Annotated in this window: 19 protein-coding genes; 14 read left to right on the top strand and 5 right to left on the bottom strand. The window is 63.8% G+C overall.

Annotation, left to right across the window (positions count from 1 at the left end):
- Positions 1-73 precede the first annotated feature (73 nt).
- From hemC to rsd, 6 genes are all read left to right on the top strand, one after another.
- Positions 74-1,012 (top strand): hydroxymethylbilane synthase, encoded by a 939-nt coding sequence (gene hemC / locus CDO35_RS10855; protein WP_099524677.1) that lies wholly within the window; start codon positions 74-76, stop codon positions 1,010-1,012.
- Positions 1,009-1,779 carry a uroporphyrinogen-III synthase gene (locus CDO35_RS10850; RefSeq protein ID WP_099524675.1) on the top strand — a complete coding sequence of 257 codons (771 nt, stop codon included), beginning with the start codon at positions 1,009-1,011 and terminating at the stop codon, positions 1,777-1,779. The genes hemC and CDO35_RS10850 overlap by 4 nt, the downstream gene beginning before the upstream one ends.
- A 12-nt stretch (positions 1,780-1,791) precedes the next feature.
- Complete coding sequence (locus CDO35_RS10845; protein ID WP_099524673.1) at positions 1,792-2,925, top strand: uroporphyrinogen-III C-methyltransferase; 1,134 nt, start codon at positions 1,792-1,794, stop codon at positions 2,923-2,925.
- Positions 2,922-4,169 (top strand): heme biosynthesis HemY N-terminal domain-containing protein, encoded by a 1,248-nt coding sequence (locus CDO35_RS10840; protein ID WP_099524671.1) that lies wholly within the window; start codon positions 2,922-2,924, stop codon positions 4,167-4,169. The genes CDO35_RS10845 and CDO35_RS10840 overlap by 4 nt, the downstream gene beginning before the upstream one ends.
- A gap of 151 nt (positions 4,170-4,320) precedes the next feature.
- The gene (locus CDO35_RS10835) at positions 4,321-4,812 is read left to right on the top strand and encodes a disulfide bond formation protein B (RefSeq protein ID WP_099524669.1); all 492 of its coding nucleotides are present in this window, start codon (positions 4,321-4,323) and stop codon (positions 4,810-4,812) included.
- A 310-nt stretch (positions 4,813-5,122) separates the two neighbouring features.
- Complete coding sequence (rsd, locus tag CDO35_RS10830; RefSeq protein WP_099524667.1) at positions 5,123-5,596, top strand: sigma D regulator; 474 nt, start codon at positions 5,123-5,125, stop codon at positions 5,594-5,596.
- Positions 5,597-5,659: 63 nt separating this feature from the next.
- Here the strand turns inward: rsd and CDO35_RS10825 are convergent, their stop codons facing one another.
- A complete protein-coding gene (locus tag CDO35_RS10825) occupies positions 5,660-6,307 on the bottom strand; it encodes an FKBP-type peptidyl-prolyl cis-trans isomerase (protein WP_099524665.1) in 648 nt (215 codons plus the stop codon).
- A gap of 195 nt (positions 6,308-6,502) precedes the next feature.
- Between CDO35_RS10825 and CDO35_RS10820 the strand changes: the two genes are divergently transcribed.
- A complete protein-coding gene (locus tag CDO35_RS10820; protein WP_099524663.1) occupies positions 6,503-7,582 on the top strand; it encodes an AlgP family protein in 1,080 nt (359 codons plus the stop codon).
- Here CDO35_RS10820 and CDO35_RS10815 read toward each other — a convergent pair.
- Complete coding sequence (locus tag CDO35_RS10815; protein ID WP_099524662.1) at positions 7,579-8,022, bottom strand: TIGR02444 family protein; 444 nt, start codon at positions 8,020-8,022, stop codon at positions 7,579-7,581. The two genes, CDO35_RS10820 and CDO35_RS10815, sit on opposite strands and share 4 nt — an antisense overlap.
- 50 nt (positions 8,023-8,072) lie before the next feature.
- Between CDO35_RS10815 and CDO35_RS10810 the strand changes: the two genes are divergently transcribed.
- The 6 genes from CDO35_RS10810 (at position 8,073) to CDO35_RS10785 (ending at position 14,338) form a co-directional block, all read left to right on the top strand.
- Positions 8,073-9,986, top strand: a complete 1,914-nt coding sequence (locus tag CDO35_RS10810; protein WP_099524660.1) for an ATP-binding cassette domain-containing protein — start codon at positions 8,073-8,075, stop codon at positions 9,984-9,986.
- Entirely contained in the window at positions 9,986-10,525 is a 540-nt protein-coding gene (locus tag CDO35_RS10805; protein WP_099524658.1) for a mechanosensitive ion channel family protein, read from the top strand. Before CDO35_RS10810 ends, CDO35_RS10805 begins: the two co-directional genes overlap by 1 nt.
- A 76-nt stretch (positions 10,526-10,601) precedes the next feature.
- On the top strand, positions 10,602-11,234 hold the full coding sequence (locus tag CDO35_RS10800; RefSeq protein WP_099524656.1) for a LysE family transporter: 633 nt from the start codon (positions 10,602-10,604) through the stop codon (positions 11,232-11,234).
- A 250-nt stretch (positions 11,235-11,484) separates the two neighbouring features.
- Complete coding sequence (locus tag CDO35_RS10795) at positions 11,485-13,374, top strand: cytochrome c/FTR1 family iron permease (RefSeq protein ID WP_099524654.1); 1,890 nt, start codon at positions 11,485-11,487, stop codon at positions 13,372-13,374.
- Between the two features lie 126 nt (positions 13,375-13,500).
- A complete protein-coding gene (locus CDO35_RS10790; RefSeq protein WP_099524653.1) occupies positions 13,501-13,836 on the top strand; it encodes an enhanced serine sensitivity protein SseB C-terminal domain-containing protein in 336 nt (111 codons plus the stop codon).
- A 52-nt stretch (positions 13,837-13,888) separates the two neighbouring features.
- On the top strand, positions 13,889-14,338 hold the full coding sequence (locus CDO35_RS10785) for a YaiI/YqxD family protein (RefSeq protein WP_099524651.1): 450 nt from the start codon (positions 13,889-13,891) through the stop codon (positions 14,336-14,338).
- An 88-nt stretch (positions 14,339-14,426) separates the two neighbouring features.
- Here CDO35_RS10785 and CDO35_RS10780 read toward each other — a convergent pair whose 3' ends face one another.
- Both CDO35_RS10780 and elbB read right to left on the bottom strand, forming a co-directional pair.
- Positions 14,427-14,894 carry a thioesterase family protein gene (locus CDO35_RS10780; RefSeq protein WP_099524649.1) on the bottom strand — a complete coding sequence of 156 codons (468 nt, stop codon included), beginning with the start codon at positions 14,892-14,894 and terminating at the stop codon, positions 14,427-14,429.
- A 241-nt stretch (positions 14,895-15,135) separates the two neighbouring features.
- Positions 15,136-15,795, bottom strand: a complete 660-nt coding sequence (gene elbB / locus CDO35_RS10775) for an isoprenoid biosynthesis glyoxalase ElbB (RefSeq protein ID WP_099524648.1) — start codon at positions 15,793-15,795, stop codon at positions 15,136-15,138.
- A 175-nt stretch (positions 15,796-15,970) separates the two neighbouring features.
- On the opposite strand from elbB, the gene CDO35_RS10770 reads away from it, so the two are divergent.
- Positions 15,971-17,215 (top strand): sterol desaturase family protein, encoded by a 1,245-nt coding sequence (locus CDO35_RS10770; protein WP_099524646.1) that lies wholly within the window; start codon positions 15,971-15,973, stop codon positions 17,213-17,215.
- Here CDO35_RS10770 and CDO35_RS10765 read toward each other — a convergent pair.
- On the bottom strand, positions 17,183-17,737 hold the full coding sequence (locus CDO35_RS10765) for a DedA family protein (RefSeq protein ID WP_099524644.1): 555 nt from the start codon (positions 17,735-17,737) through the stop codon (positions 17,183-17,185). The genes CDO35_RS10770 and CDO35_RS10765 overlap by 33 nt on opposite strands.
- Between the last annotated feature and the right edge of the window lie 35 nt (positions 17,738-17,772).

Genomic DNA, 17,772 nt, shown 5'->3' with positions numbered 1-17,772 from the left:
ATGGCCGCCTCCTTCCGCCGGCGCCGGGCGAGCCTGTTATGATTTGCGGCAATCGGTTTTCTGGAATTGCCTCATGTCCCGCGAAATTCGCATCGCCACCCGTAAGAGCGCCCTGGCCCTGTGGCAGGCCGAATATGTCAAAGCCCGTCTGGAGCAGGCCCATCCGGGCCTCAAGGTCAGCCTGGTGCCCATGGTCAGCCGCGGCGACAAGCTGCTCGACGCACCGCTGGCGAAAATTGGTGGCAAGGGCCTGTTCGTCAAGGAGCTGGAAACCGCACTGCTGGAAAACGAAGCCGACATCGCCGTGCACTCGATGAAGGACGTGCCGATGGACTTTCCCGAAGGGCTGGGCCTGTACTGCATCTGCGAGCGTGAAGACCCGCGCGACGCCTTCGTTTCCAATACCTACTCCAGCCTTGATGCACTGCCCGAGGGCAGCGTGGTCGGCACTTCCAGTCTGCGCCGTCAGGCGCAACTGCTGGCGCGCCGGCCGGACCTGAAAATCCAGTTCCTGCGTGGCAACGTCAATACCCGGCTGGCCAAGCTCGATGCCGGCGAATACGACGCCATCATTCTCGCCGCCGCCGGCCTGATTCGCCTGGGCTTCGAAGATCGCATCCGCAGCTCGATCAGCGCCGAGGACAGCCTGCCGGCCGGCGGCCAGGGCGCCGTGGGGATCGAGTGCCGCAGCGCCGACAGTGACGTGCATGCTTTGCTGGCACCGTTGCATCACCGTGAAACCGCGCTGCGCGTTACTGCCGAACGTGCGCTGAACAAACATCTCAACGGCGGCTGCCAGGTTCCCATCGCCTGCTATGCCCTGCTCGAAAATGACCAGCTATGGCTACGCGGTCTGGTCGGCCAGCCTGACGGTGGCCTGTTGCTGCGCGCCGAGGAGCGTGCTGCCAGTGGCGATGCTGAAGCCCTTGGGGTGCGTGTCGCCGAGGCATTGCTGGCGCAAGGGGCCGATGCCATTCTCCAGGCCGTTTACGGTGAGGCCGGCCACTCTTGAGTGCATGGCGCCTGCTGCTGACCCGTCCAGCCGAGGATTGTGCAGCGTTGGCGCAGACCTTGGGTGCGCAGGGGGTGTTCAGTCATTGCATGCCGCTGCTGGCCATCGAAGCGCTGGATGAGACGCCCGAGCAGCGCGAGGCCTTTGCCACACTGCAACGCTACTGTGCGGTGATCGTGGTCAGTAAACCGGCGGCTCGCATGGGGTTGCGGCTTCTGGCCCAATATACGGCGCAGACGCCTGACCTGCCTTGGTTCAGCGTCGGCGCTGCCACCGCCGCTGTGCTCGCCGAACAAGGCTTGCGCGTGCACTTTCCTGATTCGGCCGATGACAGCGAAGCGCTGCTCGCTCTGCCTGCGCTACACCAGGCGATTGCCACGGCATCTGCGCCGCGTGTTCTGATTCTGCGTGGCGAGGGTGGCCGAGAATTCCTTGCCGAGCACTTGCGCGGCCAAGGCGTGACGGTCGACTATCTGCCACTGTATCGCCGTGTGCTGCCGCAATACGCGCCGGGCGAGCTTAGTCAGCGGGTGCGAGCGGAACGCCTGAACGGCCTGGTTGTCAGCAGTGGACAGGGTTTCGAACATCTGCAACAGCTAGCCGGCGATGACTGGCCGGCGTTGGCTCGGCTACCCTTGTTCGTACCCAGCCCGCGCGTCGCCGAACAGGCCCGCGCTGCGGGTGCACAGATCGTTGTGGACTGTCGTGGCGCCAATGCCGCGGCCTTGCAGGCAGCTCTGGAGCAGTTTCCGGCTGCCGCCCTCTAAAAGGACGGATACGTGAGCGAAGCATCCACCCCGAACACGCCAGAAGAAAAACCGGCCAGCGAAGCCGTGAAACCCACCCCCACACCGCCACCCGCGAAGCCAACCCGCAGTGGTGGTGGTAGCGGTCTTGCCGCATTCGCCCTGCTGATCGGTTTGGCAGGTGCCGGTGCCGGTGGCTGGAGCCTCTGGCAACTGCATGAAATGCAGAGCCGGGACCAGCAGCAGGCCGAAGACCTGCAGCGCACCCGCGACGACAGCGCGAAGAAAGTGGATGAGTTGGCCCAGCGCCTGGATTCGCGCCTGTCCGCTCTGCCCAGCGCGGCTGAACTGGACGAGCGCCGCCGCCTGCTGGCTAACCTGCAGAACGATCAGCAGCGTATGAGTCAGCGTCTGGAAAGCGTGCTCGATGGCAGCCGCCAGGATTGGCGTCTGGACGAAGCCGAGCACCTGCTACGCCTGGCAACTTTGCGGTTGTCGGCATTGCAGGACGTGGCCAGTGCCGAGGCGCTGGTATCTGCGGCTGACGACATCCTTCGTGAACAGGATGATCCAGCCGCCTTCGCCGCTCGCGAGCAACTCAGCCGTAGCCTGGAAGCGCTGCGCACCACGGCGCGCCCGGATCGCGTCGGCCTGTTCTTGCAACTGGGCGCCCTGCGTGAGCAGGCTGCCACGCTTAATCCCCTGGCGCCGACCTTCGAAGGGCAGGGCGATGTGCTCTCGGATCTGGCCGCCGAAGGCGATGGCAGTGCCTGGTGGGGCGAGTGGGTGAAGAAGCTTTCGGAGTACTTCCGTATCGAATTCGATGCCGATCGCAACGTGCGTCCGCTGCTGTCCGGGCAAAGCCTGTCGCAGGTGCGCCTGAGTCTGTCGTTGGCGCTGGAGCAGGCACAGTGGGCCGCGCTGCATGGCCAGACCGGTGTCTACCAGCAGTCACTGAAGCAGGCCGAGGAAATCCTCGACGCCCACTTCAATCTGGACAATCCAGACAGTCGCGCCCTGCGCCAGCGCTTCAAGGAGCTGGCCGATGCCAGCATCGAGGTCAAGGTGCCTGACCTGAGTGACTCGCTCGATGCGCTGCAGGCCTACCTGCAACGCAAGCTGGCGCAACGTCGGCAGGGGGCCGCCACGGCCGAGGAGGCGCAATGAGACGCCTGATCTGGCTTTTGCTACTGCTGGCCGTAGCAGTCGGGTTGTATCTGCTCAGCCTGGCCATCGAGGCCGACCGCGGCTATGTGTTGTTCGCGTACAAGGGTTTCCGTTACCAGTCTGGCCTGTGGGCATTCCTTGGCCTGCTGGTGGTCGTCGTGGTGTTGTATTACCTGATCAAGTGGACGTTGCGTCTGCTGCTCAGCTCGACGCGGCTGGCCAACCCGTGGTCGCGTCTGCACCGTAGTCGTCGCGTGCGCCTGGCGTCCGAACAGGGCATGCAGGACCTGGCCGAAGGCCGCTGGGCGCGAGCGCAGCGTCAGTTGACCCGCGCCGCCGAAGCCGACAGCCGACCGTTGATGTATTACCTGGGCGCAGCACGGGCTGCCAACAAGCTTGGCCAACACGAGCAGAGCGATGCCCTGCTTGAGCGTGCACTGAGCAAGCAGCCCCAAGCTGAGCTCGCGATTGCCCTGACCCACGCTGAGCTGCAACGCAATCGTGGCGACAGTCAGGCTGCGCTGGAGACCCTGCAGGCGATGCGCGAGCGCCATCCGGGCCATCATCTGGTGTTGCGCCAGCTACAGCGCCTGTATTTGCAGCGTCAGGACTGGTCGGCACTGCTTGGCCTGCTGCCTGAGCTGCGCAAGGAAAAGGCCCTGCCTGCCGCCGAACTCGACGAGCTGGAGCGCGAGACCTGGCGCGGTCGTCTGGCCGATGCCGGGCAGCTAGGTCAGGGCGACGGAGAAACAGCACTGCAGCCTCTGACCCAGGCCTGGCAACAGCTTTCTTCACCGCTGCGTCAGGAACCTGAGCTGATTGCCACCTACGTCGAGCAATTGCGTCGATTGGGCGCACAGGAAGAGGCCGAAGAGGTTTTGCGTGGCGCGCTCAAGCGTGGCTACGACAGCCGCCTGGCGCGCTTCTATGGCGTGCTGCGTGGCGCCGATCCGGCGCGTCAGCTGCAAACCGCCGAACTCTGGCTCAAGCAGCATCCGCAGGACCCAGCCTTGCTCTTGACCCTGGGCCGCCTATGCCTGCAGAACCAGTTGTGGGGCAAGGCGCGCGATTACTTCGAGACCAGTCTGAAGATCGAGCGTCATCCGGAAACCTGTGCCGAACTGGCGCGTCTGCTGGCGCAGTTGGGCGAACTGGAACGCAGCAATCAGCTATTGCTGGAGAGTCTTGGCTTGCTGCATCAAGGCCTGCCTTCTCTGCCTCAACCGCAGGGCGTCAGCGCTTGAATGACTGCGGCCGAATGCCGCGGTAGGTTTGGGATGCGGACGGAGGGGCGTTCCAGCATGATGAACAGCCGACTCTGATTCACGGGGCGCCTTGAAAGGCGCCCTCGCTTTCCTCTACCGTACGGCCCTCGATTTCCCTCCCGGAGCCACCATGCACTTGGCCAGTCCGCGTCCCCTGTTTTTCCTGGCATTCATCGGCTGCGTACTGCTGATGGCGGCTGCGCTTTACCTGGAACACGTCGTCGGGCTGGAGCCCTGCCCAATGTGCGTGCTGCAACGCATCTGCGTGGTGCTGTTCGGCGTGGTCTGCCTGATCGCTGCGATCCATGGGCCAGGCAGCGTAGGGCGCCGCGTTTACGCGGTACTGGCACTGCTGTTCGCTGGTGCGGGCGCCGCCACCGCCGGCCGGCAGATCTGGCTGCAGAGCGTGCCAGCCGACCAGCTCGAAGCGTGCCTGCCGAGCCTCGAGTTCATGATGGAAGCTCTGCCGATGCAGGACATCGTGCGTCTGGTGTTCCAGGGTAGTGCTGACTGCGCCGAGGTGAAATGGACGCTGTTCGGTATGAGCATCCCCGAGTGGAGCCTGCTGGGTTTCATCGGCATGCTCGGGTTCTGCCTGTTCCAGCTGCTGCGTCGCGATTGAGAATGCGAATTGCGCGAAGCCATACCGCTCGTGGCTTCGACATTAAACGCTCGTATGAAATTTTCTCGCTGCGATGCCTTGATGGTGTGTGCCCACGAGCATAATCTGGCTCGCACGTACCGCCGGAAAAACGCCATTTTCCGACTGTTTTCTGAGGTTGAGGCGCCGATTGACAAAAAGTCGTCGGGTTCGGTTTTTAACGTCGCGTAGCGACGGCCAGAAGGGTGGCTAGCAAGGATGGCAGGCCATAAAAAACGTCTCGGGAACGGGCGTATAACAGGCAGCAGCGACAAGGGAAGCGAGGTTCATCATGCTTGAGAGTTGTCAGAACGCACAGGAACGCTGGGGCGGGGTTCACCAGATGATCGATCGCTGGTTGGGTGAGCGCCGCGAACTGGTGCTGGCCTATACCGCTATCACCAAAGCGCCACAGGCACCTGCCATCAATTGCGAATCTCTGCAGGGCTTCTGCGAGCTGCTGGTGGACTACGTTTCGGCGGGGCACTTCGAGGTCTACGAACAACTGACCAACGAGGCCAAGGCCTTCAACGATCAGCGTGGTCTGGAGCTGGCCAAGCAGATCTACCCGCGCATCGAAGCCATTACCGCGGTTGCGCTGGCGTTCAACGACCACTGCGACAATGGCGATTGCCGCGACAGTACCTCATTGGTGGCGGAGCTCAATCATCTTGGGCAATTGCTGCATGAGCGCTTCGAACTGGAAGACTGCCTGATCGAGGTGCTGCACAACTCCCATCAGGAACAGGCTGCCGAGGCGATCTGAACGCCTGATGCCAATGGCCCGGATGGCTCCGGGCCGCTTGTCTGTTCGAAACCGGGTTGGCGCTCAGTCGGCCACATCGAGCAAGCGCAGATCGAACACCAGTGGCGCATAGGGTGGTATCAGGTCACCCGCACCTTCTTCTCCGTACGCCTGATCCGCTGGAATGACCAGGCGCCAATGAGCGCCTTTCGGCATTTGCAGTAACGCGCTGCGCCAGCCGGCGATCAGACTGTCCAGGCGAAACCACTGCGGCGTGCTGCTTTCATCGAAGACGCTGCCGTCGGCCAGTTCGCCGCGGTAAATCACCTGCACTCGGCTGCGAGCGGTGGGTGTCGGGCCGCTGCCTGGGCTTAGCTCCGTCACCAGCACGCCGTTGGCCAGCGCCCGCACGTTCGGGCGGCGACCTTGCTCGGCGAGAAAGCGCCGCTCGGTTTCGATGGCTTTGGTGTGGCGCTGTGGCGAGGCTTCGATACGCGCTTCGTGTTCATCCAGCAGCTGCTCGATTCGACCTGCGTCGAGTCGCAAGGGCTTGCCTTCGTAGGCCTGGCGCAGGCCTTCGAGCAGCTCGCTCAGTGGCAGGTCAGGCACCTCTTCATGCAGGCGCTCGCCAAGGCGTACGCCCAAGCTGTAGGCCAGATCATGCTGGTGCTGGTCGGCCTGCGCGCCCAGGCTGCAGCAGATGGCGAGGGCGGCGATTACGGCGCGGCTCATGACGGTGTCTCCCGATCAAGATACTTGGCAGGCTGTTGAGGTTTCGCTGCGCCGTAGCGTGCTCTGCAACAGCTAAAAGGTCTCGCCGATTATGCCAGCGCACTTCGGCATCTGCTCGGCTCGCCAAAAGGCCTATGGCGAGGCCTTGCGGCTGCGTCTAGTATGGGCGCGTTCACATCCGCCTGGAGGCGCGCCATGTCGGCCAAGAAGAAGTCCATCACTACCCCGTTGCACCTGCTGCACCAACTGTCTGCCAGCCTGCTCGAACACCTGGAAAATGCCTGCTCGCAAGCGCTGATCGACGCCGAGAAACTGCTCGCGAAGCTGGAGAAGCAGCGCGGCAAGGCGCAGGAAAAACTGCACAAGGCCCGCAGCAAGCTGCAGGACGCCGCTGTTGCCGGCAAAGCCAAGGCGCAGGCCAAGGCAAAGGATGCAGTCGCCGACCTGGAAGAGTTGCTCGATGCACTCAAGTCCAGTCAGAGTGAAACCCGCACCTATATCGCTCAACTCAAACGCGATGCGCAGGAAAGCCTGAAACTGGCCCAGGGTGTTGGCAAGGTCAAGGAAGCAGTAGGCAAGGCCCTGTCGGTTCGAGAGGCTAAAGTGGCTGCTCCCGCCGCTAAACCGGCCAGCAAACCCGCAGCTGCGAAGAAGCCGGTAGCTGCCAAGGCTCCTGCCAAGAAGGCTCCAGCCAAGGCTGCCGCGGCCAAACCCGCCGCTACGAAAACCCCAGCCAAACCGGCCGCTGCCAAGCCTGCAGCTGCAAAAGCACCGGCTAAACCCGCTGCTGCCAAGCCAACTGGTGCAAAAGCACCGGCCAAACCAGCTGCCGCCAAGCCAGCTGCTGCAAAAGCGCCGGCCAAACCAGCTGACGCCAAGCCAGCTGCTGCGAAAGCGCCGTCGAAACCGGCCGCTGCCAAGCCTGCTGCTGCAAAATCGCCCGCTAAACCGGCCGCTGCCAAGCCTGCAGCTGCAAAAGCACCGGCCAAACCAGCTGCCGCCAAGCCAGCTGCTGCGAAAGCGCCGTCCAAACCGGCCGCTGCCAAGCCTGCAGCTGCAAAAGCACCGGCTAAACCTGCTGCTGCCAAGCCAGCTACTGCGAAGGCGCCGGCCAAACCCGCTGCCGCCAAGCCTGTCGCTGCAAAATCGCCGGCCAAGCCGGCGCAGCCCAAGGCCGCGACTGCTCCCGTAGCCCCCGCCGCTCCAGCGGCCACTCCGGCGCCTGCCGCGGCCAGCAATGGTGCCGCTGCTCCAGGTACGTCGAACGCGTCCTAATGGGCGGCAACGGCGCCGCGCAGCACTTGCAGCGCGGCGCTGTCATTTCCGGCAAGGGGCTGCAGCCAGTCGCTGCCCGCGTTCTCGCTCGGCCAATCCCTGGTCAGGGCTTCCAGTCTTTTCAGCAAAAGTCGCTCGGCTTCCAGCTCCAATCGTTTGAGTTGCTCGCGCAGGGGCGCCAGTTCGGCATCCTGGCTCGCTGCTAGTCGCCATTGCTGGCGTGTCTGCCGCAGTGGCATGACGACGTTCTGCTGCCAGGGCTGCGCCAGGTCGCGCAGAGCGTGTAGATAATCGCCCCGGCAAGGAACGCCGCGCTGCTCCAGCCAGGCGCCGGTCAGCAACAGGCAGACGTCGCAGCCTGCCTCCTGCAACTGAAGACAGGCACTTTCCACGCCCGGGCGAGCGTAGAGTTGCACGGCGAAATTCCATAGATCCTGCACGCGGCCTCCCAGGCGATTTCGGGGCGAAACTGATAGACTCCGCCGCCATTATGATCCGACTCCAGAACCTCACTCTACAGCGTGGTCCGCAACGCCTGCTCGAAGGCGCCGAGATGACCCTGCACGCCGGCCACAAGGCCGGTCTGATCGGCGCCAATGGCGCCGGCAAATCCAGCCTGTTCGCCCTGTTGCGCGGTGAGCTGACCCCGGACGCCGGCGATTGCCTGCTGCCTGGTGACTGGCGTATCGCCCATATGCGCCAGGAGGTCGACACCCTCGATCGGCTGGCGGTGGATTATGTGCTCGACGGCGATCACAACCTGCGCCGCGTGCAGGCCGAACTGGCCGCTGCCGAGCAGAGTCATGATGGCGCCGCCATCGCCCGCCTGCACAGCGAGCTGGACAGCGCCGACGGCTATACCGCCGACGCGCGCGCACGCAAGCTGCTGGCCGGCCTGGGGTTCGAGAATGCGCAGATGGATCGCCGTGTCGGCGACTTCTCCGGTGGCTGGCGCATGCGTCTGAACCTGGCCCAGGCGCTGATGTGTCCGTCCGACCTGCTGCTGCTCGACGAACCGACCAACCACCTGGATCTGGACGCCATTCTCTGGCTGGAAGGTTGGTTGCAGAGCTACCCCGGCACCCTGCTGCTGATCTCCCACGACCGCGATTTTCTCGACGCGGTGGTCGACCACGTCGCTCATGTCGAGCAGCGCAAGCTGAACCTGTACCGCGGCGGCTACACGGCCTTCGAACGTACCCGTGCCGAACGCCTGGCCCAGCAGCAGCAGGCCTACGAGAAGCAGCAGGCGCAGCGCGCGCACATGGAAAAGTACATCGCCCGCTTCAAGGCCCAGGCCACCAAAGCCCGCCAGGCGCAGAGCCGGATCAAGGCGCTGGAGCGCATGGAAGAGCTGAGCGCAGCGCATGTCGATTCACCCTTCGACTTCGTCTTCCGCGAGGCCGAGAAGATTTCTACGCCGCTGCTCAGCCTCAGCGAAGGTCGCCTCGGCTACGGCGACAAGACCGTGCTGCAGCAGGTCAAGCTGAGCCTGGTGCCCGGCGCGCGCATTGGCCTGCTCGGCCCTAACGGCGCGGGAAAGTCGACGCTGATCAAGAACCTGTCGGCCGAGCTGCAGCCGCTGAGCGGCAGCCTGAGCCGCGGTGAGAACCTGGTGATCGGCTATTTCGCCCAGCACCAGCTCGATTCGCTGGACGACAAAGCCAGCCCGTTGCTGCATTTGCAGCGTCTGGCGCCGAGCGAGCGCGAGCAGACCCTGCGCGATTTCCTCGGCGGCTTCGACTTCCGTGGCCCGCGTTGCGACGAGCCGGTGGTGAATTTCTCCGGTGGCGAGAAGGCCCGCCTGGCCCTGGCACTGATCGCCTGGGAAAAACCCAATCTGCTGCTGCTCGACGAACCGACCAACCACCTCGATCTGGAAATGCGCCTGGCCCTGACCATGGCCCTGCAGGAATTCGCCGGCGCCGTGGTAGTGGTATCGCACGATCGCCATCTGCTCAAGAGCACCACTGACGAGTTCCTGCTGGTCGCTGAAGGCCGTGTGGTGCCGTTCGACGGCGATCTGGACGACTATGCTCGCTGGCTGGTCGATTACCGTCAGCGTCAGGCGCCACCGAATGCGCCGACCGAAGGTGGCGCGGACAAGACCGACAAGCGCGCCCAGCGCCAGGCCGCTGCGGCGTTGCGCCAGCAACTGGCACCGCACAAGAAACAGGCGGAAAAGCTCGAACAGGAGTTGGGCAAGGTGCAGGAAAAGCTCGCCGCCGTCGAAACCCAGCTGGGCGACAGCGGTCTGTACGAGTCCGCGCGCAAGGATGAGCTGCGCCAGCGCCTGGCCGAACAGGCACAGCTCAAGACCCGCGAGGCCGAGCTTGAGGAAGCCTGGCTGCTGGCGCTGGAAACCCTGGAGGCGTTGCAGCAGCAACTGGAGGAAGCCGAGTGATGGAACAGTTAGATTTGCTGATGGCCTGGCGCGACCCGCTGATTCGCACCGGCCAGGTACTGCTGATCATCCTGCTGGCGTGGGTTGCCCAACGCATTCTGACCCGTGCCATCAGCCGTCTCGGCGCTCGTTACAGCCTGCTGCCGCCAGAAGTGCTGCAGCCGCTGCGGGGGCTGGTGCGCTGGCTGATCATGGGCAGTGCACTGCTCATGGTGCTGGAGCGCCTGGGGGTTTCGGCCACCGTGCTGTGGACGGCGCTGACCGGTTTCACTGCTGTCGCTGCGGTGGCGTTCTTCGCCATCTGGAGCGTGCTGTCGAACATGTTCTGTGCGCTGCTGATCTTCACCATGGGGCCGTTCCGTATCGGCGACACGGTCGAGGTGATCGATAGCGCTGACAAGCCGGGTGTGAAGGGCCGGGTCATCGCCATCAACCTGTTCTACACCACCCTGCAGGACCTCACTGAGGATGCCTCCGGCGCCGTGTTACAGGTACCCAACAGCCTGTTCTTCCAACGGTCGGTACGCCGCTGGCGCTGAGTCGCTAGTCGAGACGCTGGCGCCGGAGTAGGCTGTGCTGCTCTTCCCCTGATTTCAGCTTCTCGAGGTACGCATCATGGCTTTGGAAACCTGGCTCGCTTTCTTCGTCGCCTGCTGGGTCATCAGCCTGTCGCCGGGTGCCGGTGCCGTGGCGTCGATGTCGGCCGGTATGCAATACGGTTTCTGGCGTGGCTACTGGAACGCCCTTGGTTTGCAACTTGGCCTGGCGCTGCAGATCGCCATCGTCGCCGCGGGCGTGGGTGCCATCCTGGCCGCCTCGGCCCTGGCCTTCAGCCTGATCAAGTGGTTCGGCGTGGCCTATCTGGTGTTCCTCGCTTACAAGCAGTGGGTCGCGCTGCCCAGCGATCTGGATGCCGGTGCGGCCGAGCGGCCTATTGGTCGGCCACTGACCCTGGTGCTGCGCGGTTTTCTGGTCAACTTCAGCAACCCCAAGGCCATCGTCTTCATGCTCGCGGTACTGCCGCAGTTCATCAACCCGCATGCGCCACTACTGGCGCAGTATCTGGTGATGGGTGTGACCATGATCATCGTGGATCTGATCGTCATGGCCGGCTACACCGGGCTCGCTTCGCGCGTCCTGCGGCTGCTGCGCACACCGCGTCAGCAGCGGGTAATGAACCGCAGTTTCGCCGCACTGTTCGCCGCTGCTGCTGGCTTGCTGGCAACGGTCAAGCGCGCCGCTGTCTGAGCCGCATTTACTATCGTTCAACGCTGACCGATAGCGTTTGTCAGGGATGTTCTGAAAGAGTCATTCATCGTCACTCCCGCGAAGGCGGGAGCCCAGTTGACTCGCCGATTCTGGGTGCCCACCTACGCGGGCAGGACGGACTTTCAGGTTCCGCTCGGCTGATTGTTACCAGATGTTTCAGATTGTTCTTGTGCTTGGTCGTTAGGCCGGCAACAATTTAATGCCACCCATTCTCGTTTGGGATGCATTAATGATCCGCTTTCGTTTCTCCCTTTCCTGGCTGATGCTGCCATTGCTGGCCAGCCTCAGCTTTCTCGCTGTTGCCGAGCCCCTCGATGGCGCCGCGCAGGCGCTGCATCTGATTGGCTACATCGGCGCTGATTACCCGGCCACCGTTGCCCATGGCCAGATCATCGATGCCGGTGAATACCAGGAGCAACTGGAGTTTCTCGACGTGCTGCAGGGCTTGATCGTCGCCTTGCCGGCTCAAGCTGGCCGTGCCGAGTTGGAGCAGGGCGTGCGCGATCTGCACCAGGCGATTGTCCAGCGCCAACCGGGCGATGAGGTCGCAGGCGCCGCGCGCAAGCTGGGCGCACGCCTGGCCGAGCTCTATCAGGTGGCGCAGACCCCCGTGCTGACGCCTGACCCGGAACGCGGCGCGCCGCTCTACGCGCAGCATTGTTCGGTGTGCCATGGCGACACCGGCCTGGGCGATGGGCCTGCCGGCATCGGTCTGGAGCCGGCGCCGGCCAATCTGCGTGACGCCGCGCGTCTGGATCGCCTGAGCCTGTATGACCTCTACAACACGCTCGGCCTGGGCATTGAAGGCACCGATATGCCGGCTTTCGCCGATCAGCTCGACGAACGCCAACGTTGGGATCTGGCCGCCTACATCGCCGGCTTCAGCGCCGCGCCGGCACAGGGGCAGACGCGCTTCGCCATGAGTGAGCTGGCAGGGCGCACGCCTGCCGAGATCGACGCAGCTGGCGGCGATGTCGCCGCGTTTCGCGCCCAGCGCGCGCATCCGGTGCTGGAGCAGCGCGGCCCGCAACAATTGATCGGCTACACCCGCTCGACCTTGGAGCGCAGTCTCCAGGCCTACCGCGAGGGTGATCGTGAGCAGGCCTATGACCTCTCCGTCGGCGCCTACCTGGAAGGCTTCGAACTGGTCGAAGGTGCTCTCGACAACCTCGATGCAGTGCAGCGCAAGACCACTGAGCGCGCGTTGATGGCCTATCGACAGGCGCTGCAGGATGGCGCTGGCGTCGCACAGGCGGTACAGGCGCTGGAACAGGCCAAGGTGGAGCTGGACAAGTCTGCGGCGCTGCTGGCCGATGGCGCCATGGATGACAGCCTGAGCTTCTTCGCCAGCTTGTTGATTCTGCTGCGCGAGGGGCTCGAGGCGATTTTGGTACTGGCGGCGATCCTCGCCTTCCTGCGCAATACCGGGCAGCAGCAGGCGGTACGCAGCGTGCACGTCGGCTGGGGCTTGGCATTGCTGGCCGGTGTCGCGACCTGGGCGGTGGCAGCCTACCTGATCGACATCAGCGGCGCTCAGCGTGAGCTGCTGGAAGGCGCCACGGCGCTGTTCGCCAGTGTGGTGCTGCTGTGGGTTGGCGTGTGGATGCATGATCGCCGCCACGCTGCGGCCTGGCAGGACTACATCAAGAGTAGCCTGGTCGGTGGCGGCGGTCGCTTCGGCTTCGCCGTGCTGGCGTTTTTCTCGGTCTATCGCGAGCTGTTCGAAGTCATCCTGTTCTACGAAACCCTCTGGCTGCAGGCCGGCCCTGCCGGACATGGTGCGGTGTTGGCCGGTGCAGCGGCTGCGCTGGTGTTGCTGATCGGCCTGGCCTGGGTGATCCTGCGTGGTTCGCGCAAACTGCCGCTGGCGACCTTCTTCGGCGTCAACGCGGTGCTGCTGTGTGTGCTGTCCGTGGTCTTCGCCGGCCATGGTGTGGCCGCGTTGCAGGAGGCCGGTGTGCTCGGCACTCGTCCGGTGGCCTTCTTCGAGTTCGACTGGTTGGGCATTCATGCCGATGCCTGGAGCCTGTCGGCGCAGGGCCTGGCGCTGGCCGGTATCGCACTGCTCTATGGGCGCAGCCTGCTGGGCGAGCGGCGCCGCGCAGCAGCTCAGGCCTGAGCCGCTGGAAAAGGCGTGAACGAGGGCGACTTTGCTCGCCCTCGTTGCGCGATAGCGTGAACCGCTGCCACGACAGCGGGTCCTAGTGCACCTAGGCTGGCTCCAATTTCTCTGCCGAGTGCGCGCATGTCTTCCTCGATCCACTCCACTCATTACGCCGACAGTCCTGATCTGGCGTTGGCTGCTCTGCGTCATCCCTCCCTGGAGCATGCCCTGTCTGCGGCCTGTGCCCAGCTGGCTGTGCGCGAAGCTTTTCTCGCTGCGTTGCGCGATCCGGCCATCGGCCCGCAGCCGCGCTTGCTGCTGGCGATTTCCGGTGCCGATGTGCGCGGTCAGCGGCGCCTGGCTGCGCTGGTAGCCGAGTTGCTGCCCGATGAAGTGGAACTGGACCTTATCGAGCTGGCCGACGACAACCTGTCGCGCGCCGTGCGTGAGCGCTGCGAGCCTTTCTACAACGCCTGATCGAGTCGTCTGCTGGCATACTGCGCGCTGATTGTTCTGCGGAAGTTGCTGCATGCGCGTATGGATCGACGCCGACGCTTGCCCTCGGGCAGCGCGGGACCAAGTGGTCAAGTTCGCCCTCAAACGAGGCTTCGAAGTGGTGCTGGTGGCCGGTCAGGCCGTCGCCCGGCCGAATTTCGCCTGCGTGAAACTGATCGTGGTGCCTAGCGGGCCGGACGCCGCCGATGATCATTTGGTGGAGCACGCCGTGCCCGGCGAGCTGGTGATCTGCAGCGACGTGCCACTGGCCGACCGTCTGGTGAAGAAGGGTGTGGCTGCGCTCGACCCGCGTGGTCGCGAGTTCGACGAACGCAACATGGGCGAGCGCCTGGCGGTGCGTAACCTGTTCACCGACCTGCGTGAGCAGGGGCAGGTGGGCGGTGGTCAGGCACCGTATTCGGAAAAGGATCGGCAGGCATTCGCCAACTCGCTGGATCGGATTCTCACGCGTTTGAGTCGTTAGCCAGGCACCGCTTATGTGGGAGGCGCTTTAGCGGCGATCAAGGTGGCGCCAGTCGCGGCTGAAGCCCCTCCCACAATGTGCGTTGCCACTACCCACACAGATAGGTGCCAGTGCCCACCGCCACCAGCACACCCTCGTCGTTGTGCAGTTCAATACGAATTACCGCCACCTTGTTACCGGCGCGCAAGGGCATTGCCGTGGCCATGAAGCGCTGGCCGCGACCGGGGCGTAGGTAGTCGATACGCAGGTCGATGGTGCCGAGCTTGGACAGTTTGTTCATGCGCTCGGCAGCCGGCAGGTGCTGATGATTGGCGAAGGCGCCGATCAGCGCCATGGCGCCGCCACAGACATCTAGCAGGGAGGAAATCACCCCACCATGCAGAATGCCGTGGACGAAGTTGCCAATCAGCTCGGGCTTCATCGGCAGGTGCATGGTCACCTGCTCCTCGCTCAGCTCAGTGATCTCGATGCCGAGAAACTGATTGAACGGGATGCGTTGGAAGAAAGCGCTCACCGCCTGTTGCAGGTCGGTGCTGAGGACGAAGGGCTGGGACATGGCAGAGCTCCGGAAAATCCTGTCGCCACGCTGCAGTACCGCGCAAGACTTGGCCAGAGGTAATGCAGGAGTGCCCTGAGCATTGGCCGGATCGGCCTGACTCCTGTGGGAGGATTCGGGCGCATTCCGCTTCAGCTTCAGTCCACCAATGGCAATCAAGGTGGGCTAAAACGGAACGCCGCCCACCCCGTTGGGCCCCGGCGTCAATTCAGGCGCAACACCACATGCCGACGCCTGAAAATCAGTGGTGCGCCAGCTCCAGCACGCGGTCGACCAGTTTGTTGATGCCCGACGCTGCCTCGGCGATGGACTTGGCGAGCATATAGGCCGGCGTGGTCACCAGCTTGCGAGCCTCGTCTTCGACGATTTCGCTGACCTCGCACTCGTGGTGCTCGGCGCCCATCTGGGTCAGCGCACTGGCGGTGTCCGCGTCGTTGCCGATGGTGCAGATCACGCCAGCGCCGAAGATCTTCGCGGCCAGCGCCGGGGCGATGCAGATCAGGCCAACCGGCTTGCCGGCATCGACGAACGCCTTGCAAGCCGCCAGCACGTCAGGTTGCACGGTGCAGCCGGCACCGCTGGTGGCGAAGTCGGAGAGGTTCTTCGCTACGCCGAAGCCGCCGGGCAGGATCAGCGCGTCGAACTCTGCCATGTGCAGCAGCTTGACGTCCTTAATCTGGCCGCGGGCGATGCGCGCCGATTCCACCAGCACGTTGCGTGTTTCGTTCATCTCGTCGCCGCTGTAGTGATCGACCACGTGCAGCTGCGGCACGTTGGGGGCGAAACACTGGACTTCGGCACCACGCTGGTCGAGGCGCAGCAGGGTGATCACGCTTTCATGGATCTCGGCGCCATCGTAGACGCCACAGCCGGACAGAATCACTGCCACTTTCTTGCTCATGCTCGACTCCTGGTGAGGAAAGACGCGACCTTGAAACGGGCGCGGGTATTACCAATGCTGGGGTTGTCGCCAAATGCCACTCGGACTGTCATTCGCCGCCGCGAAGCCTGACGAAGCTGCGCATAGGATGAATAACAGCTCATTCCCGACACAAGTACAACGATATGGCGCAGTCATGAATTACGTTCTTTACGCAGTGCCCTTCTTTTTCCTGCTGATTGGCCTGGAATTGCTCGCTGACCGCTGGCGCGGTATGCGCACCTATCGCCTGGCCGACGCCCTCAACAGCCTCAGTGCCGGCGTGCTGTCGCAGGCGACCGGTGTGCTGACCAAGGTGGTCGGCCTGCTGACCTACGCCTTCGCCTGGGAGCATCTGGCGCTGTTCGAACTGGCCGAAGGCAGCCTCTGGGTGTGGCTCTTCGCCTTCGTCTTCTACGACTTCTGTTACTACTGGAACCACCGCCTGGGCCATGAGCGCAACGTGCTCTGGGCCGCTCATGCGGTGCACCATCAGAGCGAGGACTACAACCTCTCCACCGCGTTACGGCAAACCAGCACCGGTTTCATCTTCGGCTGGATCTTCTACCTGCCGATGGCGCTGGTCGGCGTGCCGCCGCTGGTCTTCCTCACCGTCGCCGCCCTGAACCTGCTGTATCAGTTCTGGGTGCATACCCGGCACATCCCCAAACTGGGCTGGTTCGAGTGGCTGTTCATCACCCCGTCCAATCACCGCGTGCACCATGCACAGAATCCTATCTACATGGATCGCAATTACGGCGGTGTGTTCATTGTCTGGGATCGAATATTTGGCACCTTCCAGGAAGAACTCGACGAAGAACCGGTGGTCTTCGGCGTTACCGTGCCGCTGGCCAGCTGGAACCCGCTGTGGGCCAACCTGCAGGTTTATGCCGGGCTGTGGAACGATGCCAAACGATCCAGTTCGTGGTGGGACCGGCTGCGCATCTGGTTCATGCCCACTGGTTGGCGCCCGGCCGACGTGGCGGCGCGTTATCCCCAGGCCAAGGCGGACCTGAGCAACTTCCGCAAGTTCGAGGTGCCGCTGGGGCGTGGCGCGCAGATCTACGCGCTGCTGCAGTTCGTCTGCTACCTGCTGGCCGGCGTATGGCTGCTGGCGCAGGGTGATTCACTGGCGATCGGTGGCGTGCTGCTGGCATGTCTGTGGATGGCCCTGGGGCTATGCAGCATTGGTATGTGGCTGGAGAACCGCAGCAATGCCTGGCGGCTGGAGTGCCTGCGTCTGGTGAGTAACCTGCCGGTACTCTGGTTGGCCGGTGAGCTCGGCATGCTGGCGCTCGATGCCAGCGCCTGGGCGTGGCTGAGCGCCTACAGTCTGCTCAGTCTGATGGGGCTCTGGCTAGCGCGTGGTTCAGCCACGCCGGCGCTGACGCCACCGGTGTAGCCAGGCCAGGGAAAGCAGCAGGACCACAGCCGCGAGCAGGATGACCTGATAGTTGCGCAGCTCTTCCAGCAGACCGCCCATGGCGTTGCCCAGGCTGTAGGCCAGCAGGCTGATGCCGCCGGCCCAGACGCCAGCGCCGATGGCATCGAGCAGCAGGTAGCGGCGCCAGGAATAGCCGGACAGGCCAATGGTCAGCGGCATTACCGTGCGCAGGCCATAGAGGAAGCGGAAACACAGGACCCACAGATCCGGGTAACGCTGGATCAACGCGCTGGCACGTTCGCCCAGCGGCTGCCAGCGCGGCTTGCGTGCCAGTAATGCGCGGCCATGGCGACGGCCGAGGTAGTACCACAGCTGATCGCTGGCGAAGGTGCCGAGAAAGGCGCACAGCGCCACCCATTCGATCTCCAGCACGTTGCGCACGGCCATGTAGGCGGCCAGCAGCAGCGATACCTCACCTTCGAGGAAGGTGCCGAGTACCAGTGCCGGGTAGCCAAACTGGCGGATCAGGTCTTGGAGCATGCCGTGAGCTCATCGATGCAGGTGCTGAAGACTAC

The sequence above is a fragment of the Pseudomonas sediminis genome, assembly GCF_002741105.1.
Classification (GTDB): domain Bacteria; phylum Pseudomonadota; class Gammaproteobacteria; order Pseudomonadales; family Pseudomonadaceae; genus Aquipseudomonas; species Aquipseudomonas sediminis.
This window is presented reverse-complemented; position numbering and strand designations above follow the sequence as displayed.